The sequence below is a fragment of the Streptomyces sp. NPDC059957 genome, from assembly GCF_042730015.1.
In the GTDB taxonomy this organism is placed as follows: domain Bacteria; phylum Actinomycetota; class Actinomycetes; order Streptomycetales; family Streptomycetaceae; genus Streptomyces.
In genome coordinates this window covers 1-25,414 of sequence record NZ_JBHWMB010000014.1, presented here as the reverse complement: position 1 = coordinate 25,414, position 25,414 = coordinate 1, and the positions used below count along the sequence as shown (strand labels likewise).

The following is a 25,414-nucleotide window of genomic DNA, read 5'->3' as shown; positions in this document are numbered from 1 at the left end:
CCGTAGAGAAGGCGCGTCGTAGAGAAGGCGCGCCGTAAAGAAGAAGAGGAGGGGGCTGGGCGGCCGGATTCGAACCGGCGTCCTCCTCCATGCTGTGTAGGCGCACTACCTCTGTGCTACGACCCAGCCCTTGCCCCGGATCCTAGGGGGCGCCCCGCCGAGCCCGCACGCGAATATCCCCGGCATGATGTGCGCATGTCGATATCGGTCCCGGGGGCCCTGGCGCGCAACTCCCTCGCCCTCGCAGCGGAGTTCGCCGCCGCGCTGCTGATGCGCGACTCCCAGCAGCACTGGCTTCCGATCATGCTGGCCCTGGTCGCCCTCGTGTCCGGACTGCCGCACGGCACCGAGGCCGGCTTCGTCCACCGGATCGTGCTGGCGCTCGGCGCGGTGGCGATCGTACTGTGCGCGGCCCAAGCCCTGGACGCCCCCGACCCGCTCCTCTGGCAGGCCCTGACCGGAGCCCTGATCCTGACCCAGACGGTCTCCCTGACCCGCCTCTCCCGCCGCACCGCGGCCCAGCGCTAGCGCTGGGCCTGGTCGCCGATTCCCGGCTGCCCGAAGGTGTCGGGGACCGGCAGTGTCGCCCAGCGGGTGACCGGCCAGCCGACGACGACGGCCCGGCCGACGACCTCCTCGACCGGCACGAACCCGTGGGTCTTCGGGTCGTTCAGGCGGTAGCGGGAGTCGGAGGACTTCTGCCGGTGGTCCCCCATGACCCAGAGCTTCCCGGCGGGCACGGTGACCGGCCCGAACGGCTTGTCGTCGCAGGGGGTGTTCCCAGGGAAGACGTACGGCTCGTCCAGGGCCTTCCCGTTGACCTCGACCGGTCCGTTCAGGCGGCATTCGACCGTGTCGCCGCCGACCGCGATTACGCGCTTGATCAGGTCCTTCTCATCGGCCGAGGGCATCAGGCCGATGGTGCCGAGGAAGTTCTGGACGACGTTGCGCTCCGGGGTGGGCTCGCCTTCCAGCCAGTTGCTCGGGTCGTGGAAGACGACGACCTCGCCGCGTTCGGGCTCCGAGCCGAACCAGGGGGTGAGCTTGTCGACCAGGACCCGGTCCCCGCGCTGGAGGGTGTTCTGCATCGAGACGGAAGGGATCGAGAACGCCTGGAACGCGAACGTCTTGATCCCGAACGCCAGCACGAGGGCGATGGTGACGAGCAGCGGCACCTCCTTCCAGAAGGGGCGCTTCCCGGAGCCGGGCCCGGCCTCTTCGCCCGCGGTCGGCGTGAGGGCGGCGCCCGGGTCCGGGGAACCGCCCCGCGCGTCGGCTGGGTCGCTCATGTGGGCCTCCGATGGATTCTTGACCAGGCCGTCTCTCCGGAAGAGACGGCCTGGGCCCAAGGATCACCAGGGGGCGGTTTGCCGGCGGTAAAGACGGCTCCCGGGATCCGGCGGGAGCTACAGCCGCTCGATGATCGTGACGTTGGCCTGGCCGCCGCCCTCGCACATGGTCTGGAGGCCGAAGCGGCCGCCCGTGCGCTCCAGTTCGTGCAGCAGGGTCGTCATCAGCTTGACGCCCGTGGCGCCCAGGGGGTGTCCCAGGGCGATCGCGCCGCCGTTGACGTTGACCCGCGCCGGGTCCGCGCCCGTTTCCTTCAGCCAGGCCAGGGCCACCGGGGCGAAGGCCTCGTTGATCTCGACCAGGTCGATGTCGGAGAGGGACATGCCCGTCTTCTTCAGGGCGTACGCCGTCGCCGGGATCGGCGCCGACAGCATGCGGATCGGGTCCTCGCCGCGGACCGACAGGTGGTGGATGCGGGCCCGCGGGCGCAGCCCGTGTTCCCGTACCGCCCGCTCCGAGGCCAGCAGCATCGCCGCCGCGCCGTCCGAGACCTGGGAGGAGACCGCGGCCGTGATCGTGCCGCCCTCCATCACCGGCTTCAGCCCCGCCATCTTCTCCAGGGTGGTGTCGCGGCGCGGACCCTCGTCCACCGACACCGACCCGTACGGCACGATCTCCCGCTCGAAGCGGCCCTCGTCGATCGCGCGCAGCGCCCGCTGGTGGGAGCGCAGGGCGAACTCCTCCATGTCGAGGCGGGAGATGCCCCACTTCTCGGCGATCAGCTGGGCACCGTGGAACTGGTTGACGGGGGAGTCCCCGTACCGCGCCCGCCACCCCGCCGAGCCCAGGTACGGGCCCTCGGTGAAGCCCAGCGGCTCCGCCGCCTGCCGCGAGGCGAAGGCGATCGGGATCATCGACATGTTCTGGGTGCCGCCCGCGACCACCAGGTCCTGGGTGCCGGACATGACGCCCTGCGCCGCGAAGTGCACGGCCTGCTGCGAGGATCCGCACTGGCGGTCGATGGTGACGCCCGGTACCTCCTCGGGGAGCCCCGCCGCCAGCCAGGCGGTCCGGGCGATGTCCCCGGCCTGCGGCCCCACCGTGTCGAGGCAGCCGAAGACCACGTCCTCCACGGCCGACGGGTCGATCCCGGACCGCTCGACGAGCGCCTTGAGGACGTGCGCTCCGAGGTCGGCAGGGTGGACCTCGGACAGGCCCCCCTTGCGCCGCCCCACGGGGGTGCGTACCGCTTCGACTATGTAGGCCTCGGGCATCGGAACTCCTCAGGGATATCCAGGCAGGTGCCGGGGATGGATTACGTGCGTGTGGCGATGCCGTCCAGGACCATCGACAGGTACTGGCGGGCGATCTCCTCGGGGCTGTGATGGCCGCCCGGCCGGTACCAGGACGCCGCCACCCACACCGTGTCGCGCACGAAGCGGTAGGTGAGGCGGATGTCCAGGTCGGCGCGGAAGACCCCGTCCGCGACCCCGCGCTCCAGCGTCCCCAGCCACGCCTTCTCGAACTTGACCTGCGAGTCGGAGAGGTAGTGGAAGCGGGGCTGGACCGACAGGTGCCGGGACTCCTTCTGGTAGATGGCGACCGCGGCGCGGTGCCGGTCGATCTCCCGGAACGATTCGGTGACGAGGGCCTCGATGGTCTGCCTGGGTCCGAGACCGGCGGCGAGCACGGTGTCGTACCCCTCCCACAGCTCGGTCAGGAAGGCGGAGAGGATCTCGTCGAGCATCGATTCCTTGGAATCGAAGTGGTAGTAGAGGCTGCCGGCGAGCATGCCGGCAGCGTCGGCGATCTTGCGGACGGTGGTGGCGTTGTAGCCCTGCGCGGCGAAGACCTCGGCGGCGGTGTCGAGGAGTTCGCGGCGGCGTTCGGGCGACGCCGTCACCTGGGGCTTCTTCTTGGCCGTCGATGCGATCGGCTTGTTCGTTGACACCCGGCCATTCTCGTCATAGGTCGCCCTACGCGTGCTGACTGCTGACCGACACGGTCTCGCCCGTCATGTACGACGAGTAGCCGCTGGCCAGGAAGACGATGACGTTGGCCACCTCCCAGGGCTCGGCGTACCGGCCGAAGGCCTCGCGGGCGGTGAGTTCGGTGAGCAGCTCCTCGCTGGTGACCTTCACCAGGTGAGGGTGCATGGCGAGGCTCGGCGCGACCGCGTTGATCCGTACGCCGAACTCCGCGGCCTCCAGCGCCGCGCAGCGGGTCAGCGCCATCACCCCGGCCTTGGCGGCGGCGTAGTGGGCCTGCCCCCTCTGGGCGCGCCAGCCGATGACGGAGGCGTTGTTGACGATCACCCCGCCCGTCCCGGAGGCCCGCATCGAGCGCATCGCGGCGCGGGTGCAGCGGAAGGTGCCGTTCAGCGTGACGTCGAGGACGCGGGACCACTGGTCGTCGGTCATGGCGACGAGGTCGGCCGTGCCGCCCAGCCCGGCGTTGTTGACGACGAGGTCGAGGCGGCCGTGGAGCCGTTCGGCGAGCGCGAAGAAGGCGCCCACCTGCTCCTCGTCGGTGACGTCGCAGGGCAGGGAGGCGACCTTGTCCGCGCCGAACTCCGCGGCCAGCGCCTCCTCGCTCTCCTTGAGGCGCCGGGCGTGCGCGTCGCCGATGAGGACCCGGGCGCCCTCCTCCAGGAACCGCCGTGCGGTCGCCCCGCCGATACCGGCCCCGGCGGCCGCGGTGATCACGGCGGTCCGGCCGGTCAGCAGCCCGTGTCCCGCCACGTACTCGGGTGCGTTGCGGAGCACGTTGCCGGGCCGGTCTTCCGGTGCGTTCATGCCCGGACCTCCTTGGGAAGGCCGAGGATGCGCTCGGCGACGATGGTGCGCTGGATCTCGTCGGAGCCCGCGTAGATGGTGTCGGAGCGGGAGAAGAGGAAGAGCCGCTGCCAGTCGTCGAGGTCGTACGGGTCCCCGTGCGCCCCCGCCGCCAGCAGCGAGGCGGCTCCGCAGACGTCCATGGCGAGTTCGCCGAGGTCCCGGTGCCAGCGGGCCCAGTACAGCTTGGCCGTGGACGGCGCGACCCCGGGCCGCAGGGCGGAGGCGCGCATGGTCTCCAGGCCGATCCAGGCCCGGACGAGCCGGTCGCGGATCAGCGGATCGGCGATCGCGCCGTTGCGCTTCGCCAGTGCGGCCAGGTCCTCGAGTTCGCGGCGGAAGCCGACCTGCTGGCCGAGGGTGGAGACGCCGCGCTCGAAGCCGAGGGTGGCCATGGCGACGGCCCAGCCCTCGCCGGGCGCGCCGACGACGTGGGCGGCGTCGGTGCGGGCCCCGTCGAAGAAGACCTCGTTGAACTCCGAGGTCCCGGTCAGCTGCACGATGGGCCGGACCTCCACCCCGGGCTGGTCCATCGGGACCAGGAGGTAGGACAGCCCCGCGTGCCGGCGGGAGCCCGGTTCGGTGCGGGCGACGACGAAGCACCACTGGGAGGCGTGGGCCAGGGAGGTCCAGATCTTCTGGCCGTCCACCACCCACGCGCCGTCCACCAGGGCGGCCCGGGTGCGGATGTTGGCCAGGTCCGAGCCGGCGTCGGGCTCGCTGTAGCCCTGGCACCACAGCTCCTCCACGGCCCGGATGGGCGGCAGGAAGCGCCGCCGCTGCTCCTCGGTGCCGTGCGCGATGAGGGTGGGGCCGAGGAGCTGCTCTCCTATGTGGTTCACGCGCGCGGGCGCGTCGGCCAGCGCGTACTCCTCGTGGAAGGCGATCTGCTGTGCGGTGCTCGCGCCGCGGCCGCCGTACTCGACGGGCCAGCCCACGCAGGTCCAGCCGTGCGCCGCCATGTGCCGCTCCCACGCGAGGCGTTCGGCGAAGGCCTCGTGCTCCCGGCCCGGTCCGCCGCGGCCCTTGAGGGCGGCGAACTCACCGGTGAGGTGGGCCCGTAGCCAAGTCCGAACCTCGGTGCGGAACTCCTCGACGCTGCTCATGGCCGTACGTTAACCTACCAAACACTTGTTAGGGAAGGATCCCAGGGATGCCCGACGAAACCCCCGTGCTCTACGAGCGCCGCGGCCCGGTCGCGTACGTGACCATGAACCGCCCCCGGTACCGCAACGCCCAGAACAGCGCGATGACCTACGCACTCGACGACGCCTTCTACCGGGCTGCCGACGATCCCGCGGTCAAGGTCCTCGTCCTGGCCGGAGCCGGTGAGCACTTCTCCGCGGGCCACGACATCGGCACCCCCGAGCGCGACGCGCACCTGCCCTTCGAACGCCGGGCCGGCCTGTGGTGGGACCACTCCCAGCGCTCCGGAGCCGAATCCCGCTTCGCCCGCGAATCCGAGGTCTACCTCGGCATGTGCCGGCGCTGGCGCGAACTGCCCAAGCCCGTCATCGCCTCCGTCCACGGCGCGTGCGTGGCCGGCGGGCTGATGCTCGCCTGGGTCTGCGACCTGATCGTGGCCAGCGAGGACGCCTTCTTCGCCGACCCCGTCGTCCGCATGGGCATCCCGGGCGTCGAGTACTTCGCCCACCCGTGGGCCATGCCCCCGCGCATCGCCAAGGAGTTCCTCTACACCGGCGACCGGATGCCCGCCCGCCGCGCCCACGAGATCGGCATGGTCAACCGCGTCGTCGAACGGGCCGAACTGGCAGAGGCCACCGACCGGCTCGCCCTGCGGATCGCCGAGATGCCCTCCTTCGGCCTCGCCCTCACCAAGCGGGCCGTCAACCAGGCCGAGGACCTCCAGGGCCTGCACACCGGCATGGACTCCGTCTTCGGCCTGCACCACCTCGCGCACGCCCACAACGCCGAAACGGCGGCGGACTCGCTCGGCGGCATGAACCTGTCCGCGATGAAGGATGCCGCGATGAAGGAGGCGAACAGCTGATGGACCTGAACCATGCGACGGACGTGGAGGCCTTCCGGGCCGAGGCGCGCGACTGGCTGGCCGCCCACGTGCCCGCCACCCCCCTCCCCTCCCTGGAGACCCGCGAGGGATTCGCCGCCCACCGGGAATGGGAGGCGCTCCTGCACTCCGCCCGCTGGGCGGTGGTGTCCTGGCCCGAGGAGTGCGGCGGCCGCGGCGTGGACATCGAGCACTGGCTGGTCTTCGAGGAGGAGTACTGGGCCGCCGGCGCGCCCGGCCGGGTCTCCCAGAACGGCATCAACCTCCTCGCCCCCACCCTCTTCGACCACGCCACCGACGAGCAGCGCGCCCGCGTCCTGCCCTCCATGGCGAGCGGCGAGACGATCTGGGCCCAGGCCTGGTCGGAGCCCGAATCCGGCTCCGACCTCGCCTCCCTGAAGTCCCGCGCCGTGCGCACCGAAGGCGGCTGGCTGCTGTCCGGGCAGAAGACCTGGTCCTCCAGGGCCGCCTTCGCCGACCGCGCCTTCGGGATCTTCCGCACCGACCCCGAAGCCCCCAAACCCCACCAGGGCCTCACCTACCTGATGTTCGACCTGCGCGCCCCCGGGGTCACCGTGCGGCCCATCGGCCGCCTCGACGGCAAACCCGCCTTCGCGGAACTCTTCCTCGACGAGGTCTTCGTCCCCGACGCGGACGTCATCGGGGAACCCGGACAGGGCTGGCGCATCGCCATGTCCACCACCGGCAACGAACGCGGACTCACCCTGCGCGCCCCCGGCCGCTTCCTCGCCGCCTCCGACCGCCTCGTCGAGCTGTGGCAGAGCCACGGAGACCCCGCCGACACCGCGCTGCGCGACCGGGTCGCCGACGCCGTCGTCGGAGCCCGCGCCTACCAGCTGTTCACCTGGGCCAACGCCTCCCGCTTCGCCGCCGGCGAGACGATCGGCGCCGAGTCCAGCCTGAACAAGGTGTTCTGGTCCCAGTACGACATCGCCCTGCACGAGAGCGCCCTCGACCTGCTGGGCCCCGACGCGGAACTCGCCGACGGGCCATGGGCCGAACCGTGGATCTTCTCCCTCGCCGGGCCCATCTACGCGGGCACCAACGAGATCCAGCGCGACATCATCGCCGAGCGGCTGCTCGGCCTCCCGAAGGGCCGCCGCTGATGCGCTTCCTGCCGACCGAGGAACAGTCGGACTTCGCCCGCACCCTGCACGGCCTGCTCGCCGCCTCCGACGTCCCGGCGGCGGTACGGGCCTGGGGCGCGGGCGACCACACCCCGGGCAGGGCCCTGTGGGCGCGGATCGCCGCCACCGGACTGTTCGCCCTCGCGGCCGACGAGGCCCACGAGGGCATGGGCCTCATGCCCCTGGAGCTGGCCACCGGCTTCGTGGAGCTGGGCCGCGCCGGGGTCCCCGGCCCGGTCGTGGAGACGGCCGCAGCCGCCGTACTCCTGACCCGGCTCGGCGACGAAGCACTGGCCAAGCGGTTCCTCCCCGGGCTCGCGGCGGGGGAGACCTCGGCCACCCTCACCCTGCCCGGCGGGGGCCCGTACGCCCTGGACGCCGACGCGGCCACCCACCTCTTCACGGTGTCGGCGGCCGGGGAGCTCCGGCTGGCCGCCGGCGCCGGCCCGCTGCGCACCTCCATCGACCCCGCCCGCCGCCTGGCCCTCCCGGACACCGGCGGCGAACTCCTCGCCGCCGGCCCGGCGGTCACCGCGGCGGCCCGGGACGCCGCGGACTGGGCCCGGCTGCTCACCGCCGCCCAGTGCCTCGGCACGGGCGAGGCACTCCTCGCGCGCACGGTGGAGTACGCGAAGCAGCGCACCCAGTTCGGCACGGCGATCGGCGGCTTCCAGGCGGTGAAGCACCGGCTGGCCGACACCCTGATCGGCCTGGAGTTCGCCCGGCCGCTGCTCTGGGCGGCCGCGCTCTCCCTGGCCCCCGGGGAGATCGCCGCGGCGAAGCTGACCGCGGGCGAGGCGGCGTACGCGGCCGCCATGACCGCGCTCCAGCTCCACGGCGCCGTCGGCTACACCGAGGAGCTCGACCTCTCGCTGTGGCTGCGCAAGGCCCGCCCGCTGCGCGACGCCTGGGGGAGCCCCTCGCAGTGCCGGGCGGCGGTGCTTCAGGATCGGGTGCGGTAAGTCCGAAACGTGGAGGAGAGGGCCGTGTTCACGACCACGGCCACCGCGAACCACAGGGCCGGCTGCCGCTGCCCGAGCGCGAGCAGCGCCAGGGCGGCGGCGCCGAACACCACGGCCTTGACCCCGAGCTGAGCGGCCAGGGGAACGGTGAACCGCGCCTTCGGCGCGGCGAACATCCCCCAGAGCACGGCGGCGGCGGCCGGCGCGGCCACCGCCAGGCCGAGGGACCCGGCCCATCCGATGTCCCGGCTGAAGCCCCACCAGGCGAGCACGACGAGGATCAGCAGCTCCAGCAGGAAGGCGAGCCCTTCGTTGACGAGGAAGAACGCGTGGACGGGCGGAGACAGCCGGGAAGACGGCGGAGTGGGCGACATGGCGGTCAGCCTCACGCGGCCGGGGCGCAATCCGCCAGGGCCTGTCGTCAAATTCCCGTCTGCCTCGCGGCGTCTGGCACGCGCTCTCGCCGCACCGGGCGAAAGCCCACGTACGTCCAGTACGCGGGCTTCCGCCCGGCACGCCGAGAGCACGCACCAGACGCCGCGAGGCCGCCCTGCGGGCGACGACGGGAGTTTGACGACAGGCCCTAGGGCTGCGACCGCGCCGTCTCAGATGACGGCCACGCTGAGCGTGACCACGTAGGGCTCTTCCACCACTCCGTCCGGAAAGACCGGATCCAGCCGGGCCCGCTCGGCGTCCAGGAACTCCCGCGTCCCCGCCTCGCCCAGCAGCAGGAACGCGGAGTGGCTGGCCAGGTTCGCCAGGTGCGCCTCCAGCGGGATCCGCCGGGACCACGGGACGGTCCGCGTGGCGAAACCGGAGTCGAGGCCGCGCGGAAGCGTGCGGTAGCCCAGGGCCTGGGCGGTCCCGCCGACCGCGCCGGCCCCGCCGGCGACCGCGCCGCCCGGGCCGTCGGCCGCGAAGAAGGCACGGATCCGCTCTCCCTGCGCCGCGACCCAGCCGGCCGACTCGTCCAGGTCGTTCCACCAGATCGCGAGCGCCCCGCCGGGCTTCAGCACCCGGCGGGCCTCGGGCACGGACCGGGCCGGATCCGTCCAGTGCCAGGCCTGGGCGTACGTCAGGAAGTCGAAGGCGGCCCCGGCCAGCGGCAGCCGGTCCCCGTCCCCGCGCACGATCGGGATCCCCGGCCGGGTGCGCCGGAACTCGGCGGCCATCCCGTCCCCGGGCTCCACCGCCACCACCTCGGCCTCCCGGGCGCGCATCGGCGCCGTCCCGATCCCCGTCCCCGCACCCACATCGGCCACCCGGGCCCCGGCGAACCGGCGCCCGGCCAGCTCCTCGACGGCGTCGTACAGGGCCTCGGGATAGCCGGGCCGGTGCTGCCCGTAGAGAGCGGCGGCGCTGTCGAAGGACCGGGCCCGGGAGCGGGGAGTCGTCGTCATGGGCGCCATTGTTTTCGATCACGCACGTCCCGGCCAGACCTCTTCGGGACAGTGCTCACGCGGCGCGGACCAGCCCCGCCTCGTAGGCGAGGATCGCGGCCTGGGTCCGGTTCGAGAGGTCGAGCTGCGTCAGAATCCGCGAGACGTACGTCTTCACGCTCGCCGGGGACAGGTGCAGTGCCTGCGCTATCTGCAGGTTCGTCCGGCCCTCGCCGACCAGCGCGAGGACGTCCCGCTCACCGGGGGACAGGGTGGAGAGCTGCTCCGCGTGGTCGGGCGCCTCGGTGCGGGTGTCCGCCCGTTCCAGCAGCACCCGCATCACCCCGGGAGCCAGCGCGCTGCCGCCCGCCGCGACCGTGCGGATACCGGCGAAGAGCTCCTCGGGGCGCAGGTCCTTGAGCAGGAACCCGGCTGCTCCGGCCCGCAGGGCGTCCAGGACCAGGTCGTCCGCCGTGTAGCCGGTGAGGACGAGCACGCGCGGCGGATCCGGCAGCCGCAGCAGCTGCAAGGTCGCCTCCAGGCCGTCGACCTTCGGCATGACCAGGTCCATCAGCACCACATCGGGCCGGTGCGTCCGCGCCAGCGGTACGGCCTGCGCCCCGTCGGCGGCTTCCGCGACCACCTCGATGTCGGGCGCGCTCGCGAGCAGGGTCACCAGGCCCGACCGTATGAGGCTCTGGTCGTCGACCACCATCACGCGGATCGTCATGTGACCCACCTCCCCTTAATCCCCGTCTTATTGCGGACATTACCGCTATATCGGTACTTAGGTCCCCTCAACCCTCCCTCCCCAGTCCCCTTTTGCTGTCCCGCTTGTCCTCTTTCGGGGACTTCGGGGACCCCCCGTCCTCCCGGACGGTGGTTACCGAGGCAGAACGCACCACCGCTTCACCCGGTGCACCGGCCTCCGCAATGTCCCCGAAGTCAGGAACTCCGCATGTCTTTCCCGTCTGCTCGTACCCTCGCCGGTCTCGTTGTCGCCGGTATCGCCGCACCCGCCGCCGTGGGTCTCGTGGCACAGCCCGCGTCCGCCGCGTCGGTCGGCACGTGGGACAAGGTCGCCCAGTGTGAGTCGACCAACGACTGGAGCATCAACACCGGCAACGGCTACTACGGCGGCCTGCAGTTCTCCTCCAGCACGTGGGCGGAGTTCGGCGGCCGGCAGTACGCCCCCCAGGCCAACCAGGCCACCAAGGCGCAGCAGATAGCCGTCGCCGAGAAGGTCCTGGCCGTCCAGGGCCCCGGCGCCTGGCCCTCCTGCGGCAAGCTCGCCGGCCTGCAGCGCGGCGGACCGGCCCCCGAAGCCCCCGCCAAGGGCACCGGCACCTCGAGTGCGGGCAAGCGCGTCGAGGCCCCGGAGGCCCCGGCCGCCCCGAAGCGCGCCCAGAGCGCCCACAGCTACACCGTGGTCAGCGGCGACACCCTCGGCACCATCGGTTCCGAACTGGGCGTCAGCTGGCAGACCCTCTACTCCGAGAACCGCTCGGTGATCGGGTCCAACCCGCACATGATCCTCCCGGGCCAGCGCCTCGCGTACGGCTCCGGCTCCGGCGGCTCCTCCGACTCCGGCAGCAGCACCCCGGCCGCGCCGAAGTCCTCCAGCTCGTCCGGCTCGGCGAAGTCCTCGGACTCCTCCGGCTCTTCCCAGAGCAGCTCCAAGAGCAGCTCCAGCAGCAGCGGCGCCGAGGGCGTCCTGCCCGTCTCGGGCGGCAGCATCTCCGCGCGCTACCACCAGGCGGGCGGCTGGGCCGCCGGCTACCACACCGGCATCGACTTCGCGGTGTCCACCGGCACCCCGGTCCGGGCCGCGGCCGCGGGCACCGTCGTCTCCTCCGGCTGGCAGGGCGCGTACGGCAACGCCGTGGTCATCAAGCACGACGACGGCCGCTACACCCTGTCCGCCCACCTCTCCTCGGCGACCGCCTCCGAAGGCGAGCGCGTCTCCGCCGGCGAGCAGGTCGGCCGCTCCGGCAACACCGGCAACTCCACCGGCCCGCACCTCCACTTCGAGGTCCGCTCCAGCAACAGCTACGGCGCCGACGTCAACCCGGTCACCTGGCTGAACGGCCTCGGCGTCTCCCTGTAAGCAGCGGCCGGCTCACCAAGACCGGTTGACCCAAAACGTGTCCCCCCGGGATGCCCCTTCGGCGGAAGGAGGGCAACCTGGGGGGACGTTTTGGCATGCTCTGCGCACTTCTGTGCGCCGACGGGGGGTGGTGGAGTCATGCAGGCCGTGCCCGGTCGCGCCGGACAGCTGCTGGAACGGGGTCTGCGGACCCTGACCGGGGAGAGCGGCGGGGCGCCGGACCCCGTGCGCGCCCGCCGCACCGACATCTGGCTCGCCCTCCTGTGCGGACTGCTCACCACCCTCAACCTCCACGACGTCCACCGCTTCGGCCTCGTCACCGACTACTCCACGAGCCTGGCCGCCGGCTGGCTCGCGGCGCTCTCCCTGCTCTGGCGCCGCTCCCACCCCTGGATCCCGGCCCTCGTGGCCACCGCCGCCACCGTCATATCCGACGACCGCGGCCCCCTTGTCTTCGCCGCCTACGCCCTGGCCGCGTACGGCCGCACCCACCGCTGGGGCGGGATCCTGCTGATGGCCGTCGTCTACGCCGCCACCCGCGACCTGTTCCTGCCGCTCGGGTACGCCGGGCGTGACCCCGCCTCCTTCGTCCTCGGCTCCATCCTCGTGCCAGCCCTGTACGGGGAGACCGTGCGCCGCAACCGGCACGTGATGACCGCGTTGCGCGAGCGGGCCCGCCAGGCCCACGCCGCCGTGGACCAGGCCGCAGACCTGGCCGTCGTCCAGGAACGCACCCGTTTGGCCCAGCGCACCCACGACGGGCTCGGCCACCGCCTCACCGCCCTCACGATGCAGGCCGCCGCCCTGCGCCTGGACGCGGAGGCCGACCCCCGGGTCCGGGAGGCCGCCGGCGCCGTCGAGGAATCGGCGCGGGCGGCGATGGCCGAGGTCAGGGAGGTGCTGGACATGCTGACCGATCCCGCGGGCAGAGCCGCGTACACCTCGCCCGTGGACGTGGGCCGCTTCCTCGGCTCCCTGGCCAGGAACATGCGGGCCACCGGCATGGAGATCACCCACCACACGCAGCCCGGCCTGGGAGCCTTCCCGGCGGCCGACGGGCGCCTCCTGCTGCGGATCGCCCGCGAGGGGCTCACCAACGCGGCGAAGTACGCCCCCGGCTCCGCCGTCCGGATGAATCTTTACGTCGAGGACGGTGAGGTTCGCCTCGATGTGGTCAACACCGCCCCGGAGGGGGAACGGATCGTCCTCGACTCCGGCGGCATGGGCATTCCGGGGCTCCGGCGCGCCCTCACAGAGGTGGGCGGGAAGCTGCGCGCCGGATCCACTCGCGACGGAGGTCACAGGCTCGCGGCGACACTCCCCGACCGACGTGTGCTAGCTTAGAGCTCGTTGCAGTTGTGGTACCCATGAACTTTATGTGCGCCTGACGGGAATGCTCCGACAGGCGCTTTTATTGTTTTGCCGGAATCTCCGGATGGGGCCCTTTGCCGCCTATTCAGGAGATTCAAAAATGGCACTTGGCACCGTGAAGTGGTTCAACTCGGAAAAGGGCTTCGGCTTCATCGAGCAGGACGGTGGCGGCCCGGACGTCTTCGCCCACTACTCGAACATCGCCACCCAGGGCTTCCGTGAGCTCAACGAGGGCCAGCGCGTGTCCTTCGACGTCACCCAGGGCCAGAAGGGCCCCCAGGCGGAGAACATCCTCCCCGCCTAAGGCAGTCAGCACGCCGGGGTCCGCACCGAGTAGGTGCGGGCCCCGGCTTGTCTGCTGTTTCGCACCATTTGTTTGCAGTGCTTTGTGCAGTACCTGCCGGTTTCAGGAGGGCTTTCTCGCATGACCAGCTCCAGCTCCGCACGACCCAGCCGCCGCCCCACCCGGGGTCGAGGTGCGGCTCAGGGACGTCCGAAGGCTGGCGCGGGACGGCAGAAGTCCGCCCCCGTGGCCAGGCCCCAAGAATTCACCATGCCCGAACCGCTGACCCCGGCCCTGCCGCCGGTGGACTCGTTCGGCGACATGGACATGCCCGAGGCGCTGCTGAAGACCCTCGCCGCCCAGGGCGTCACCGAGCCTTTCCCGATCCAGGCCGCGACCATCCCGAACTCCCTCGTCGGCCGTGACCTGCTCGGCCGCGGCCGTACCGGCTCCGGCAAGACGCTGGCCTTCGGCCTGGCCCTGCTGGCCCGCACCGCCGGCCGCCGCGCACAGCCGAAGCAGCCGCTCGCGCTGGTCCTCGTACCGACCCGCGAGCTCGCGCAGCAGGTCACCGACGCGATGGCCCCGTACGCCACGGCCGTCAACCTGCGGATCACCACCGTCGTCGGCGGCATGTCGATCAACCGGCAGTCCGGCGCCCTGCGCCGCGGCGCCGAGGTGCTCGTCGCCACCCCCGGCCGCCTGAAGGACCTCATCGACCGCGGTGACGCCGACCTCTCCCAGGTCTCCATCACGGTCCTCGACGAGGCCGACCAGATGACCGACATGGGCTTCATGCCGCAGGTCACCGCCCTGCTCAAGCAGGTCCAGCCCGACGGCCAGACCATGCTGTTCTCGGCGACCCTCGACAAGAACATCGACAAGCTCGTCAAGATGTTCCTGCACGACCCGGTCGCCTTCTCCGTCGACCCGTCCGCCGGTGCGGTCAGCACGATGGAGCACCACGTCCTGTACGTCATGGACGAGACCGACAAGAAGGCCGTGGCCACGCGCATAGCCGCTCGTGACGGCCGGGTGATCATGTTCGTCGACACCAAGCGCGGGGTCGACCGCATGGTCAAGAAGCTCCTCGCCGACGGCGTCCGCGCCTCCGGCCTGCACGGCGGCCGCTCGCAGCCGCAGCGCAACCGGACCCTCGACTGGTTCAAGACGGGCGAGGTCACCGCGCTGGTCGCCACCAACGTGGCCGCGCGAGGCATCCACATCGACGACCTCGACCTCGTCGTCAACGTGGACCCGCCGACCGACCACAAGGACTACCTGCACCGCGGCGGCCGTACCGCCCGCGCCGGCGAGTCCGGCAGCGTCGTCACCCTGGTCCTGCCCGACCAGAAGCGCGACATGACCCGCCTGATGTCGGACGCCGGGATCTCCCCGCACACCGCGCAGATCAAGTCCTCCGACGAGGAGCTCGCGCGCATCACCGGCGCCAAGGAGCCCTCGGGCATCCCGGTCGTCATGGACGTGCCGCAGGCGACCCCGCCGCGTCAGCGTTCCGCCGGCCAGGCCGGCGGGGGCTCGGGCTCCGGTGCGCGCCGCCGCTCGGGCGGACCCCGTACGGGCTCCGGCACGGGCGCGGCTCCGGCTGCCGGGGGCGGCCGCGGCCGTCGCACCGGTGGCGGCGCCGCCGGGCAGGCTCCGGCCTCCGGCTCCGGCTCCGGCCAGGCCCGCCGTGGCCAGGGCGGACAGGGCGGCTCCACGGGCGGCTCCGGCGAGCGCGGCCGACGCACCGGAGGTGCCCCCTCCGGTGGTGCGGCCGCGGCTTCGGCCCGCAGCCGGGTGGGTGGCGCCGGCCAGGGCCGCCGCCGCTCCGCCTGATCCGAGAAGTACGCGAGAACCACTGCGCCGGGCGGCACACGCCGCCCGGCGCAGTGGTGTTTTCCGGGCCGGTGGTGTTTTCCGGGTCGCAGGCCCGGCGGCCCGGAGGCCCGGCGGGTGCCTAGCGGACCATCTTCACCTGGAGCTTCGCCAGGGTCCGCAGGTCCAGGCCGAGGCCTTCGGTGAGGTAGCCGTAGAGACTGCCGTAGTCGGCCTCCATCTGCGTGGTCGCCGCGTCCAGGTAGTCCTGGCGGACCTCCTGGAGCGGGATCAGCAGATCGGGGTTCTGCATCCGGCCGGATGCCTTGACGCCCGCCCGCACCTGGGCGTCGTACGCCGCGCGGAAGGTGTTCGAGGCGAGGTAGTCGCGCTCGGCCGTGGACTTCGGGACGGCCAGGGCGTTCAGCAGGACGTAGCTCATCCAGCCCGTCCGGTCCTTGCCCGAGGTGCAGTGGTACAGCAGCGGGCCCTGGTTGCCGTCGGCGATCTCGCGGAGGGTGGTCGCGAACTGCGCCCGGTTCTCGGGGTTGGTCACGAACGCGCGGTAGACGTCGCGCATGTACGCCTCGCCGCGGCCGCCGCCGAGCATCTGCTCCTGCTTGACGGGGTCACCGCTGCCTATCGCCGAGATCAGCAGCCCGTACAGGCCGTTGTCGTTGACCGGGCGGGCGGTGGAGGTCAGACCGGCGGGCAGCTTGTCGGCCCCGTCGTACTGGACCTCCATGGGGATGCGGAAATCGAGGACCTTCTTGAGGCCCAGACCGCCGACGGTGGTGATGTCCGAGGCGGTCAGCTTGCCCAGTGCGTCGGAGCGGTAGACCAGTCCCTGACGAACTCGGCCTCCCGTCCAGGTGCGGTAACCACCGAGGTCGCGGACGTTGACCGCGCCCTGGAGGGGGATCTGGCGGATGGTTTCCGCCGACTGCGTGTGCGAGGGGTGGCGCGAGGCGGCGGGGCTGTCGGCCGGCGCGGCGTACGCGGCGGCGGGCAGGGTCCCGATGGCGAGGGCGGAAGCGAGCACCGCGGTCGCCAGGCGGATTCTGGCACGGCTCATCTGGGGCAACTCCTGTAACGGAGAAGGGGAATCACCCTGGTGGTGGCAGGGTGCCGATCGGGTGTGGGGGGAGGGAGGGAAGCTGTGGGGGAGTGAGGCCGTGCAGCCGTTCCAGGACGGCGTGGGCCTCGGCCATGACGCGGGTGACGAGCTCCGCACAGGACGGAAGATCCTCGATCACGCCCGCGACCTGGCCCGATGCCATGACACCGAGGTCCGTACGGCCCTCGACCATGGACGCCTTGAGGAGCATGGGGGTGTTCGCGGCGAGCAGCACCTGGCTCCAGGACAAGTCCTTGCCGTGCTTCATCGCGAGGCCGTCCCGGACCATCTCGGCCCAGGTCAGGCCCGAAAGCTTCTTGAACCCGGCGGCGTGCCGCACCGCCTTGGCCAGCGCCCCGGCCCGGCCGGCCCGCTCCAGGGAAGCGACCAGCTCGCTGCGCAGCATCCGGTGCGGGAGCCCGTCCACGGCCGTGGTGACGGTGACGTCCTTCACCGTGGCCTTCAGGTACTCGGCCTTCACCGCGTCCGGGACCGTCGAGTCGGAGGTCAGCAGGAACCGGGTGCCCATGGCGATGCCCGCGGCCCCGTAGGCCAGCGCCGCCACCAGGCCGCGGCCGTCGCTGAACCCGCCCGCCGCGATCACCGGGATGTCCACGGCGTCGACCACCTGCGGAAGCAGCACGGTCGTGGCCACGTCACCGGTGTGCCCGCCGCCCTCGCCACCCTGCACGATCACCGCGTCCGCGCCCCACGCCGCGACCTTCTCGGCGTGCCGGCGGGCCCCGATCGAGGGGATCACGACCACGCCCGCGTCCTTCAGCCGAGCGATCAGTTCCTTGGACGGGGCCAGCGCGAAGGAAGCCACCCGGACGCCCTCGTCGATGATCAGCTGCGCCCGCTCGGCCGCGTCCCCGGCGTCCGCGCGCAGATTGACCCCGAACGGGGCGTCCGTACGGGACTTCACCGAGTGGACCGCCGCCCGCAGCTGCTCCATCGTCATCGTCGCCGAGGCCAGGATGCCGAGCGCACCCGCGTTGGCCGCCCCCGACACCAGGCGCGGACCGGCCACCCAGCCCATGCCCGTCTGCACGATCGGATGCTCGACCCCGACCAGCTTGGTGAATGCCGTCTCCATCGGTCAGACCCGCACTTCCCGGTCGCGCAGGCCCTTGGGGTCGATGACCTCGCGGATCAGCCGCAGCTCCTCCGGCGTCGGCTCCCGCGTGTACGGGACCTCCGCGGGGAGGTCCAGCTCGAAGCCGGTCGCCGCCCGGAGCTGCTCCACCGTGACCCCGGGGTGCAGGGAGGCCAGGTGCATGGCGTGGCCGGGGCCGGAGAAGTCGAAGACGCCGAGATCGCTGACCACCCGGGGGAGCCGGTGGAACCGGGTCACCCCGGCCGCCTCCGCGCGGTCGTAGCCCACACCGCTCACCATGTCGACGCGCTCGACGAACACCCGGGTGGAGTGCTTGGGGATCCAGTAGCTCACCGGATTGTTCAGGGTGTTCACCGGCGCCCCGCGCACCCCGAGCAACTGGCGGGCCGGCTGCTCCCAGTCCCCGATGCAGGAGATGTTCTGGTTGCCGAACCGGTCGATCTGACTGGCGCCCATCATCACGTGCCGGCGGCCGCCGGTGACCATCGTCAGGTGACGGCGGTACGGGAGCCAGCCCTCGGCCGAGCCGTCGAGCCCGACCAGCATGGCTTCGCCGTCGGTCAGCAGCAGGTCGGGGGAGAAGGTCCGCTTCGCCAGCCGGGCCCCGAAGGAGGGCACCAGGCCCATCGGGCTGGCCAGCACCTCGCCGTTGTCCCGCCAGGCCTCCGCGCAGGCGATCACGCAGTACTCGGCGCGGGTGACCGCGGCTGTGGTCGTCGTGGAGGGCGTGCTCACTTCTGCTCCTCGTGCCAGGCCTGGACGGCCGACTGGTAGGCGTGCTCGCTGCCGCCGGAGAGGAAGCGCTCGGCGAACTCGGGCCAGGGGGTGGTCGCGTACAGCTTCTGGAAGGCCTCGTCGCGGTCGTAGTCGGGGGCGCAGGAGGTGAAGTGCGCGCCGTTCGGGGTCTCCACGACCCCGCTGACCGAGTGCCGGCTGACCAGGAGGGACTGCGGGGGCCCGGACTTGGCGAGCTCGGCGGTCTCCACGAGCTGCTCGCAGGAGACGTAGGCGGCGTCGGCCGCCTCGCAGAAGAGGTCGTCGAAGTACGGGTCGGGGCCCAGGTACTGGGCGTTGCCGAGCCGGTCGGCCCGGTTCAGGTGGACCAGCGCGGCGTCCATGCGCAGGGCGGGGACCGCCACGAACTCCTCCCCGTCGGCGTAAGGGGAGGTGACCGTGCGCAGCTCGGGGTTGACGCGCATGACGTCGGAGCCGAGGCCGGCGCGGACCGGGAGGAAGGGCATCCGGTTGGCGGCCGCGTGCAGTCCCCACATGAACATGGCCTCGTCGAGCTCGGTGAGGGCGAAGGCGCGGCTCTCGCGGGCGGCCCGGTAGTGCGGCTCCAGCGGGATGGAGTCGAGGGTGACGAAGGGGGTGACCAGCTTGCGGATCCGGCCGGCCGCGGCGAGCAGGCCGACGTCGGGCCCGCCGTACGAGATCACGGTGAGATCGGTGATCCCGGAGCGGAGCAGTGCGCGCACCAGGGCCATGGGCTTGCGGCGCGAACCCCAGCCGCCGATGCCGAGGGTCATTCCGCTCCGCAGCCGGCCGACCACGTCTTCGGGGGTCATGCTCTTGTCGGTCATGCCGATTCCGCCTTTGCTTCGGTGCTTCCGGAGGGACCGCTGCTGCCGAAGGTGTCGCGGACCCGGTCGGCCACGCCGCTGAGGTTGGCCTCGAAGGTGAAGCCCTGCTCGAAGCGGTAGCTGCGGCGGACATCCACGGGGTCGATGCCGTTGATGGCCGCCTTGGCGAGCCGGATGAGGTAGCCGTCCTTCTTCGCGATCTCGGCGGCCAGCTCCAGGGCGGCCGACCGCAGTTCGCCCCGGGGGACCACCTTCCACACCGAGCCGTGCGCGTGCAGTTCGGCGGCGGTGGCGGTGCGCGAGGTGTAGTACAGGGTCCGCATGAGGTGCTGCGGGACGAGCCGGGCCAGGTGGGTGGCGGCCCCGAGGGCGCCCCGGTCCAGCTCCGGCAGTCCGAAGGTGGCGTCCTCGGAGGCGACGATGGCGTCGGCGTTGCCGACCAGGCCGATCCCGCCGCCGAGGCAGAAGCCGTTCACGGCCGCCACGACCGGCACCTCGCACTCGTAGACGGCGGCGAAGGCCTCGTAGCAGCCCCGGTTGGCGCCGATGAGCGAGGCGTGGCCGGTGTCGCGCTGCATCTCCTTGATGTCGACGCCGGCGTTGAAGCCGCGGCCCTCGGCGGCCAGGACCACGCACCGGACCTCCGGGTCGCGGCCGGCCGCGCGCAGGGCGTCGGCCAGGTCGTACCAGCCCTGCACGGGCAGTGCGTTGACCGGCGGGTAGTCGACTGTGACGAGTGCGATGCCCTTGTCGGGGCTTGAGGTGGAGACACCCATGAGCGGATCAGCTACCTTTCCACCAAACATTTGTTAGGTGAGGAAGGTAGCAGCCGATGGAGCTCAACGGGAGGGTTGTCGTCGTCACCGGCGGAACCCGGGGCGTCGGCGCCGGGATCGCGCGGTCGTTCCTCGAAGCGGGGGCCGAAGTGGTCGTCTGCGCGCGGCGGCCACCGGAGGAACCGGTGGCGGTGGAAGGCCGCTCGGCGTCGTTCACCGCCGTCGACCTGCGCAATCCCGCCGCAGTACAGGACTTCTTCGGCGCCGTCGCCGCGCGCTACGGACGCCTCGACGCTCTGGTGAACAACGCCGGCGGAACCCCGTACCGGCTGCTGGGGGAGGGCGAGGCCGAGCGCCACGCGCGGGTCGTCGAGCTCAACCTGATCGCCCCGATGACCGCCTCGGTCGCCGCGTACCCCTGGCTCCGGGAGACCCGGGGCTCGATCGTGATGATCGGCAGCGTCAGCGGGACCCGGCCCTCGCCGGGCACGGCGGCCTACGGGGCGGCGAAGGCGGGACTGGAGAACCTGGCCCGTTCCATGGCCGTGGAATGGGCCCCCGAGGTACGGGTCAACTCGCTGGTCCTGGGCATGGTGCGCACCGAGCTGTCACACCTGCACTACGGCGACGAGAGCGGGATCGCGGCGGTCGGCGCGACCGTACCGCTGGGACGGCTGGCGGAGCCCTCGGACGTGGGCGGGGCCGCCGTCTTCCTGGCCTCCGACCGGGCCGCGTACGTGAGCGGGGCGAGCCTGCTCGTGCACGGGGGCGGCGAACGACCGGCGTTTTTGGATGCGGCAACCGCGAACCAGTCGAACGAATCGAACGAGCCGAACGAGCCGAAGAAGGAGAGCTGACATGGGACTTGCCGAAGGCCGTGTGGTCATCGTGACGGGCGCGGGGCGGGGGCTGGGCCGCGCCCACGCGCTGGCCTTCGCCGAGGAGGGGGCGCGGGTCGTGGTCAACGACCTCGGCGTCGGCCTGGACGGGCTGCCCGGGCCGGAGAGCCCGGCGGCGCAGGTCGTCGCCGAGATCCTGGCGAAGGGCGGGGAGGCGGTGGCGCACGGCGGCGACATCGCGACGGCCGAAGGCGCGGCGTCACTGATCGAGACGGCCGTCTCGGCCTTCGGGCGGCTGGACACCCTCGTCAACAACGCGGGATTCCTGCGCGACCGGATGCTCGTGAACCTGGACGAGGACGACTGGGACGCCGTGATGCGGGTCCACCTGAAGGGGCACTTCCTGCCGCTGAAGCACGCGGCGGCGTACTGGCGGGCCGAGGCGAAGGAGGGCCGGCAGGTCGCCGCGCGGGTCGTCAACACCTCCTCGGGGGCGGGGCTGCTCGGCTCCGTGGGCCAGGGCAACTACAGCGCGGCCAAGGCCGGGATCCTCGGGCTGACCCTGGTGTCGGCTGCGGAAATGGGCCGCTACGGGGTCCAGGTCAACGCGATCGCCCCCGCGGCGCGGACCCGGATGACCGAGCAGACCTTCGCGGACACCATGGCCGCACCGGAAGCCGGGGCCTTCGACGCGATGGCACCGGAGAACGTCTCCCCGCTGGTGGTGTGGCTCGGCTCCGATGCTTCGGCCGGGGTCACGGGCCGCGTCTTCGAGGCGGAGGGCGGCCGCATCACGGTCATGGAGGGCTGGCGGCCCGGCCCCGCGGCCGACTGCGGAGCACGGTGGACCCCGTCGGATGCGGGGGAGGCGACGACGAAGCTCCTGGCGGAGTCGGAGCCGCCGCAGCCGGTGTACGGGGCGCGCTGACGGGTCCCGCCGACGGGTGCCGGCCCCGTTCCGCGCCGACCGCGTCTGCGGGGCGGGCCGGTGCGGAGCGGGGACGGCGACCGCGTCAGCGCGTGGCGGGCTTCGGGGCGGGGGTGGGGGTAGGCGTGGGGGCGGCCGGCTCCACCACGAAGCGGTACTCGTGGATCGCCTGCGCGAAACCGCACACGCCGTCCTTGCCGGCGTACCGGCCGTACTCGAAGGTATCGCCGTCCCCGGCCTTGGCCGCGCGGTCGGCCCTGACGCGCATCTTGACGTCGGAGCGGGCGCCGGGCTTCAGGGTCCGGGTGATCACGGTGTATTCCGTCAGGCGGCTGGGCATCGACCGCCACTTCTTCGCGGCCCGGTCGTACCACTGCGTGGTGAGCTTGATGCTCGGGGAGCGGGTCCCCTCCTCCCAGGCCGCCGCGTCCACGGTCGCGCCGATCCCGGTGAGCGGGCTCTTGGAGATGTTGACCGTGCGCCACGTGAAGGTGGACCAGGTCCCCGCGACGAGCCGGGTCGGGAACCCGACCAGCTCGGAGGTGGTCCTCGCGCTCTGCGTCCACGACGTGCAGGAGGCGAAGGGGTCGGTGGCGACGGGCGTCGGCACGGTCGGCTGGGTCACGGTCGGCTGGGTCACGACCGGTTGGGCCACGACCGGCTGGGTCACGACCGGCTGGGCCACGGCGGCGGGCGCAGCGATCAGTACGACAGGGGCCGCGACGGTCGTCGCGGCAAGGGTCGCCAGGGTGCGGCGGATGTTCATGGATCTCTTTCTGCTGGTGCTTCATGCGCGGTGACGCATGCCCGAACTGCACTTAAGACCACTAAACGACCCCAAAGGTTGCCCCGGGCACACGGATTTCCTTCCGGACCGGCCTTTCCCGGTGGCCGGGAAAACGCCCTCGCGGCGCCGGATGCGGGCCGTCTAGCCTCGCCGCACCGAACCCGCCCCCACCGCACGCAAGGACCCGCACATGCTCTCGGACCGCCACCGGCTCCACGTCGCGCAGCAGCTGCGATCCGCCGAGCACGCGCGGACGCCCGTCGCACCGCTCGGCGCCCGCTTCCCCGGCATCGACACCGAGGACGCCTACGAGATCCAGCTCCTCAACATCCGCCACCGCCTCGCGGCCGGCGACCGCGTCACCGGGCACAAGGTCGGGCTGTCGTCCCCCGTCATGCAGGCCATGATGGGCGTCGACGAACCCGACTACGGGCACCTCCTGCACTCGATGGAGCTGTACGAGGACACCCCGGTCCCGGCGGCCGCGTACTGCGCGCCGCGCGTCGAGGTCGAGGTCGGCTTCGTGCTCGGCGACGACCTCCCCGGCGAGGGCTGCACCGTCGCCGACGTACTGGCCGCCACCGAGCGGGTCGTCCCGGCCCTGGAACTCATCGACAGCCGGATCGCCGATTGGCGGATCACCATCGCCGACACCATCGCCGACAACGCCTCCTCCGCCGGATACGCCATCGGCGAGGGCCGGGGCCCCCGCGAGCTGGACCTGAAGGCCGTCGAAGCCACCCTGACCAGCGGATCCGACATCCTGGCGAGCGGCCGCAGCGACGCCGTGCTCGGCGATCCGGCCGCCTCCGTCGCCTGGCTGGCCCGCACCGTCGCCCGCTTCGGGGTCCAGCTCCGCAAGGGCCACCTGATCCTGCCCGGGTCCTGCACCCGCGCCGTGGACGTGGCCGCCGGGCGGACGTACACCGCCGACTTCACCGGGCTCGGCCCGGTGTCCCTCTCCTTCTCCTGACTCCTTCTCCTGAGGTGATCACGATCAGTACGAAGACGAACGGGCCCGCGAAGGCGACTGCCGCCATCGTCGGCTCCGGGAACATCGGGACCGACCTGCTCTACAAGCTCCTGCGCTCCCCGCACATAGAACCCCGCTGGATGATCGGCGTGGACCCCGACAGTGAGGGCCTGGCCCGCGCCCGCCGCGCCGGACTCGAGGCCTCCCACGAGGGCGTGGACCGGCTGCTGGCCCAAGGCGAGCTGCCGGACCTGGTCTTCGAGGCCACCTCCGCCTCCGTGCACCGCTCCAACGCCCCGCGCTACGCCGAACTCGGCATCAAGGCCGTCGACCTGACCCCGGCCGCCGTCGGCCCCGCCGTCGTCCCGCCCGCGAACCTGACCGCCCACCTCGACCGGGCCAACGTCAACATGATCACCTGCGGCGGCCAGGCCACCATCCCCATGGTGTACGCCGTCTCCCGCGTGGTCCCGGTCGCCTACGCGGAGATCGTCGCCTCGGTGGCCTCCGTCTCGGCCGGCCCCGGCACCCGCGCCAACATCGACGAGTTCACCCGTACCACCTCCCGGGGCATCGAGGAGATCGGCGGCGCCGCCCGCGGCAAGGCCATCATCATCCTCAACCCCGCCGACCCGCCGGTGATCATGCGCGACACCGTCTTCTGCGCGATCCCGACCGACGCCGACCGCGAAGCCATCGCGGCCTCCGTCAAGCAGGTCGCCGAGGACGTGGCCTCGTACGTACCCGGCTACCGGCTGCGCACCGAGCCGCAGTTCGACGACCCCTCCCCGCTGAGCGGTGGCATGGCCCGGGTCGCGATCTTCCTGGAGGTGGAGGGCGCCGGCGACTACCTGCCGCCCTACGCCGGAAACCTCGACATCATGACCGCCGCCGCCACCAAGGTCGGCGAGGAGCTCGCGAAGGGGCTGCGGAAGTGAACACCTACCCGAGCTACTCGGACACCCTCGACATCCGGATCACCGACTCCTCCCTGCGGGACGGCTCGCACGCCAAGCGCCACCAGTTCACGGGTGAGGACGTACGGTCCATCGTCTCCGCGCTCGACGGCGCGGGCGTGCCCGTCATCGAAGTCACGCACGGGGACGGACTCGGCGGGTCCTCCTTCAACTACGGCTTCTCGAAGACCCCCGAGCAGGAACTCATCAAGATCGCCGCCGATGCGGCGCGCCACGCGAAGATCGCCTTCCTCATGCTTCCGGGGCTCGGCGTGAAGGACGACATCCGCGCCGCCCACGGCAACGGCGGACAGATCTGCCGGATCGCCACCCACTGCACCGAGGCGGACATCTCCGTCCAGCACTTCGGGCTCGCCCGCGAGACGGGCCTGGAAACCGTCGGCTTCCTGATGATGGCCCACTCCACCACCCCCGAGAACCTGGCCCGACAGGCCCGCATCATGGCCGACGCCGGCTGCCAGTGCGTGTACGTGGTCGACTCCGCGGGCGCCATGGTCATGGACGAGGTCACCGACCGGGTCGCCGCGCTCGTCGCCGAGCTGGGCTCCGACGCCCAGGTCGGTTTCCACGGGCACGAGAACCTCGGCCTGGGCGTGGGCAATTCGGTCGCCGCCGTCCGTGCGGGCGCGCTCCAGATCGACGGTTCCACCCGGCGCCTCGGCGCGGGCGCCGGGAACACGCCCGTCGAGGCCTTCGCCGCCGTCTGCCGGAAGATGGGAATCCGTACCGGCATCGACGTCCTGAAGATCATCGACGCGGCCGAGGACGTGGTCCGCCCCGTCATGGAAGACGAGTGCACCCTCGACCGCATGGCCCTCCTCATGGGCCACGCCGGCGTCTACTCCAGCTTCCTCAAGCACGCCTACCGCCAGGCCGAGCGCTACGGGGTCTCCGGCGCGCAGATCCTCCTGCGCGCGGGCGAACGCCGCCTCGTCGGCGGCCAGGAGGACCAGCTCATCGACATCGCCGTCGAACTCGCCGCCGAAGCCCACTAGTGCTGTGGCCGGAAAGGTTTGCCGGGTTGCGGTGTTCGGTGCGGTGCATCGCAAGGCGGAGGACCGCGGCTCGTACTGGACGTACTTCCGTGGTCCGCCAC

General features: G+C 72.1%; 27 protein-coding genes and 1 tRNA gene. 13 read left to right on the top strand and 15 right to left on the bottom strand.

What is annotated here, in order from left to right; all coding sequences use genetic code 11:
• Positions 1–53: 53 nt before the first annotated feature.
• A tRNA-Ala gene (locus ACFWBW_RS12115) sits at positions 54–128 on the bottom strand.
• A 67-nt stretch (positions 129–195) separates the two neighbouring features.
• Between ACFWBW_RS12115 and ACFWBW_RS12110 the strand changes: the two genes are divergently transcribed.
• The gene (locus ACFWBW_RS12110) at positions 196–528 is read left to right on the top strand and encodes a hypothetical protein (RefSeq protein WP_385370870.1); all 333 of its coding nucleotides are present in this window, start codon (positions 196–198) and stop codon (positions 526–528) included.
• Here ACFWBW_RS12110 and lepB read toward each other — a convergent pair.
• The 5 genes from lepB to ACFWBW_RS12085 all read right to left on the bottom strand — a co-directional run bounded on the left by lepB (position 525) and on the right by ACFWBW_RS12085 (position 5,230).
• Positions 525–1,289 carry a signal peptidase I gene (gene lepB / locus ACFWBW_RS12105; protein ID WP_385370869.1) on the bottom strand — a complete coding sequence of 255 codons (765 nt, stop codon included), beginning with the start codon at positions 1,287–1,289 and terminating at the stop codon, positions 525–527. The two genes, ACFWBW_RS12110 and lepB, sit on opposite strands and share 4 nt — an antisense overlap.
• 117 nt (positions 1,290–1,406) lie before the next feature.
• Positions 1,407–2,564 carry an acetyl-CoA C-acetyltransferase gene (locus ACFWBW_RS12100; protein WP_385370867.1) on the bottom strand — a complete coding sequence of 386 codons (1,158 nt, stop codon included), beginning with the start codon at positions 2,562–2,564 and terminating at the stop codon, positions 1,407–1,409.
• A 41-nt stretch (positions 2,565–2,605) separates the two neighbouring features.
• Complete coding sequence (locus ACFWBW_RS12095) at positions 2,606–3,241, bottom strand: TetR/AcrR family transcriptional regulator (RefSeq protein WP_385370865.1); 636 nt, start codon at positions 3,239–3,241, stop codon at positions 2,606–2,608.
• Positions 3,242–3,266: 25 nt separating this feature from the next.
• Positions 3,267–4,085 (bottom strand): SDR family oxidoreductase, encoded by an 819-nt coding sequence (locus tag ACFWBW_RS12090; protein WP_385370863.1) that lies wholly within the window; start codon positions 4,083–4,085, stop codon positions 3,267–3,269.
• Positions 4,082–5,230 carry an acyl-CoA dehydrogenase family protein gene (locus ACFWBW_RS12085; RefSeq protein WP_385370861.1) on the bottom strand — a complete coding sequence of 383 codons (1,149 nt, stop codon included), beginning with the start codon at positions 5,228–5,230 and terminating at the stop codon, positions 4,082–4,084. The genes ACFWBW_RS12090 and ACFWBW_RS12085 overlap by 4 nt, the downstream gene beginning before the upstream one ends.
• Before the next feature lie 47 nt (positions 5,231–5,277).
• Between ACFWBW_RS12085 and ACFWBW_RS12080 the strand changes: the two genes are divergently transcribed.
• Genes ACFWBW_RS12080 through ACFWBW_RS12070 form a run of 3 tightly spaced genes read left to right on the top strand, consistent with a single transcriptional unit; the run spans position 5,278 to position 8,263 of the window.
• A complete protein-coding gene (locus tag ACFWBW_RS12080) occupies positions 5,278–6,135 on the top strand; it encodes an enoyl-CoA hydratase (protein WP_385370859.1) in 858 nt (285 codons plus the stop codon).
• Positions 6,135–7,280 (top strand): acyl-CoA dehydrogenase family protein, encoded by a 1,146-nt coding sequence (locus ACFWBW_RS12075; RefSeq protein WP_385370857.1) that lies wholly within the window; start codon positions 6,135–6,137, stop codon positions 7,278–7,280. Before ACFWBW_RS12080 ends, ACFWBW_RS12075 begins: the two co-directional genes overlap by 1 nt.
• Positions 7,280–8,263: an acyl-CoA dehydrogenase family protein gene (locus tag ACFWBW_RS12070; RefSeq protein ID WP_385370855.1), complete on the top strand. Its 984-nt coding sequence runs from the start codon at positions 7,280–7,282 to the stop codon at positions 8,261–8,263. Before ACFWBW_RS12075 ends, ACFWBW_RS12070 begins: the two co-directional genes overlap by 1 nt.
• Here the strand turns inward: ACFWBW_RS12070 and ACFWBW_RS12065 are convergent.
• The 3 genes from ACFWBW_RS12065 to ACFWBW_RS12055 all read right to left on the bottom strand — a co-directional run bounded on the left by ACFWBW_RS12065 (position 8,245) and on the right by ACFWBW_RS12055 (position 10,372).
• A complete protein-coding gene (locus ACFWBW_RS12065; protein WP_385370853.1) occupies positions 8,245–8,637 on the bottom strand; it encodes a YrdB family protein in 393 nt (130 codons plus the stop codon). The two genes, ACFWBW_RS12070 and ACFWBW_RS12065, sit on opposite strands and share 19 nt — an antisense overlap.
• Positions 8,638–8,868: 231 nt before the next feature.
• On the bottom strand, positions 8,869–9,663 hold the full coding sequence (locus tag ACFWBW_RS12060) for a class I SAM-dependent methyltransferase (RefSeq protein WP_385370851.1): 795 nt from the start codon (positions 9,661–9,663) through the stop codon (positions 8,869–8,871).
• Positions 9,664–9,718: 55 nt separating this feature from the next.
• Positions 9,719–10,372, bottom strand: coding sequence for a response regulator (locus ACFWBW_RS12055; protein ID WP_385370849.1), 654 nt, complete (start codon positions 10,370–10,372; stop codon positions 9,719–9,721).
• A 228-nt stretch (positions 10,373–10,600) separates the two neighbouring features.
• Between ACFWBW_RS12055 and ACFWBW_RS12050 the strand changes: the two genes are divergently transcribed.
• The 4 genes from ACFWBW_RS12050 to ACFWBW_RS12035 all read left to right on the top strand — a co-directional run bounded on the left by ACFWBW_RS12050 (position 10,601) and on the right by ACFWBW_RS12035 (position 15,242).
• Positions 10,601–11,749, top strand: a complete 1,149-nt coding sequence (locus tag ACFWBW_RS12050; RefSeq protein WP_385370847.1) for a peptidoglycan DD-metalloendopeptidase family protein — start codon at positions 10,601–10,603, stop codon at positions 11,747–11,749.
• Between the two features lie 138 nt (positions 11,750–11,887).
• Positions 11,888–13,093 (top strand): sensor histidine kinase, encoded by a 1,206-nt coding sequence (locus ACFWBW_RS12045; RefSeq protein ID WP_385370845.1) that lies wholly within the window; start codon positions 11,888–11,890, stop codon positions 13,091–13,093.
• Positions 13,094–13,220: 127 nt separating this feature from the next.
• Positions 13,221–13,424 (top strand): cold-shock protein, encoded by a 204-nt coding sequence (locus ACFWBW_RS12040; RefSeq protein WP_112447913.1) that lies wholly within the window; start codon positions 13,221–13,223, stop codon positions 13,422–13,424.
• A 120-nt stretch (positions 13,425–13,544) separates the two neighbouring features.
• A complete protein-coding gene (locus ACFWBW_RS12035; RefSeq protein WP_385370843.1) occupies positions 13,545–15,242 on the top strand; it encodes a DEAD/DEAH box helicase in 1,698 nt (565 codons plus the stop codon).
• Positions 15,243–15,363: 121 nt separating this feature from the next.
• Here the strand turns inward: ACFWBW_RS12035 and ACFWBW_RS12030 are convergent, their stop codons facing one another.
• Genes ACFWBW_RS12030 through ACFWBW_RS12010 form a run of 5 tightly spaced genes read right to left on the bottom strand, consistent with a single transcriptional unit; the run spans position 15,364 to position 19,814 of the window.
• Positions 15,364–16,296, bottom strand: coding sequence for a tyrosine-protein phosphatase (locus ACFWBW_RS12030; RefSeq protein ID WP_385370841.1), 933 nt, complete (start codon positions 16,294–16,296; stop codon positions 15,364–15,366).
• Positions 16,297–16,327: 31 nt separating this feature from the next.
• Positions 16,328–17,434, bottom strand: a complete 1,107-nt coding sequence (locus ACFWBW_RS12025; RefSeq protein WP_385370839.1) for an NAD(P)H-dependent flavin oxidoreductase — start codon at positions 17,432–17,434, stop codon at positions 16,328–16,330.
• Between the two features lie 3 nt (positions 17,435–17,437).
• A complete protein-coding gene (locus tag ACFWBW_RS12020) occupies positions 17,438–18,190 on the bottom strand; it encodes a CoA-transferase subunit beta (protein ID WP_385370837.1) in 753 nt (250 codons plus the stop codon).
• Complete coding sequence (locus ACFWBW_RS12015; protein ID WP_385370835.1) at positions 18,187–19,038, bottom strand: CoA transferase subunit A; 852 nt, start codon at positions 19,036–19,038, stop codon at positions 18,187–18,189. Before ACFWBW_RS12015 ends, ACFWBW_RS12020 begins: the two co-directional genes overlap by 4 nt.
• Positions 19,035–19,814 carry an enoyl-CoA hydratase family protein gene (locus ACFWBW_RS12010; RefSeq protein WP_385370833.1) on the bottom strand — a complete coding sequence of 260 codons (780 nt, stop codon included), beginning with the start codon at positions 19,812–19,814 and terminating at the stop codon, positions 19,035–19,037. The genes ACFWBW_RS12015 and ACFWBW_RS12010 overlap by 4 nt, the downstream gene beginning before the upstream one ends.
• Before the next feature lie 56 nt (positions 19,815–19,870).
• On the opposite strand from ACFWBW_RS12010, the gene ACFWBW_RS12005 reads away from it, so the two are divergent.
• The gene (locus ACFWBW_RS12005) at positions 19,871–20,671 is read left to right on the top strand and encodes an SDR family oxidoreductase (RefSeq protein WP_385370831.1); all 801 of its coding nucleotides are present in this window, start codon (positions 19,871–19,873) and stop codon (positions 20,669–20,671) included.
• Position 20,672: 1 nt separating this feature from the next.
• The gene (locus ACFWBW_RS12000) at positions 20,673–21,581 is read left to right on the top strand and encodes an SDR family oxidoreductase (RefSeq protein ID WP_385370829.1); all 909 of its coding nucleotides are present in this window, start codon (positions 20,673–20,675) and stop codon (positions 21,579–21,581) included.
• An 85-nt stretch (positions 21,582–21,666) separates the two neighbouring features.
• Here the strand turns inward: ACFWBW_RS12000 and ACFWBW_RS11995 are convergent, their stop codons facing one another.
• Complete coding sequence (locus ACFWBW_RS11995) at positions 21,667–22,347, bottom strand: hypothetical protein (RefSeq protein WP_385370827.1); 681 nt, start codon at positions 22,345–22,347, stop codon at positions 21,667–21,669.
• 211 nt (positions 22,348–22,558) lie between these two features.
• On the opposite strand from ACFWBW_RS11995, the gene ACFWBW_RS11990 reads away from it, so the two are divergent.
• From ACFWBW_RS11990 to dmpG, 3 genes are read left to right on the top strand one after another with little or no spacing between them, the layout of a single operon-like run.
• Positions 22,559–23,341, top strand: coding sequence for a 2-keto-4-pentenoate hydratase (locus ACFWBW_RS11990; RefSeq protein WP_385370825.1), 783 nt, complete (start codon positions 22,559–22,561; stop codon positions 23,339–23,341).
• Positions 23,342–23,355: 14 nt separating this feature from the next.
• Positions 23,356–24,279, top strand: coding sequence for an acetaldehyde dehydrogenase (acetylating) (locus ACFWBW_RS11985; protein ID WP_385370823.1), 924 nt, complete (start codon positions 23,356–23,358; stop codon positions 24,277–24,279).
• A complete protein-coding gene (gene dmpG, locus ACFWBW_RS11980) occupies positions 24,276–25,313 on the top strand; it encodes a 4-hydroxy-2-oxovalerate aldolase (RefSeq protein WP_385370821.1) in 1,038 nt (345 codons plus the stop codon). Before ACFWBW_RS11985 ends, dmpG begins: the two co-directional genes overlap by 4 nt.
• The last annotated feature ends 101 nt before the right edge of the window (positions 25,314–25,414 follow it).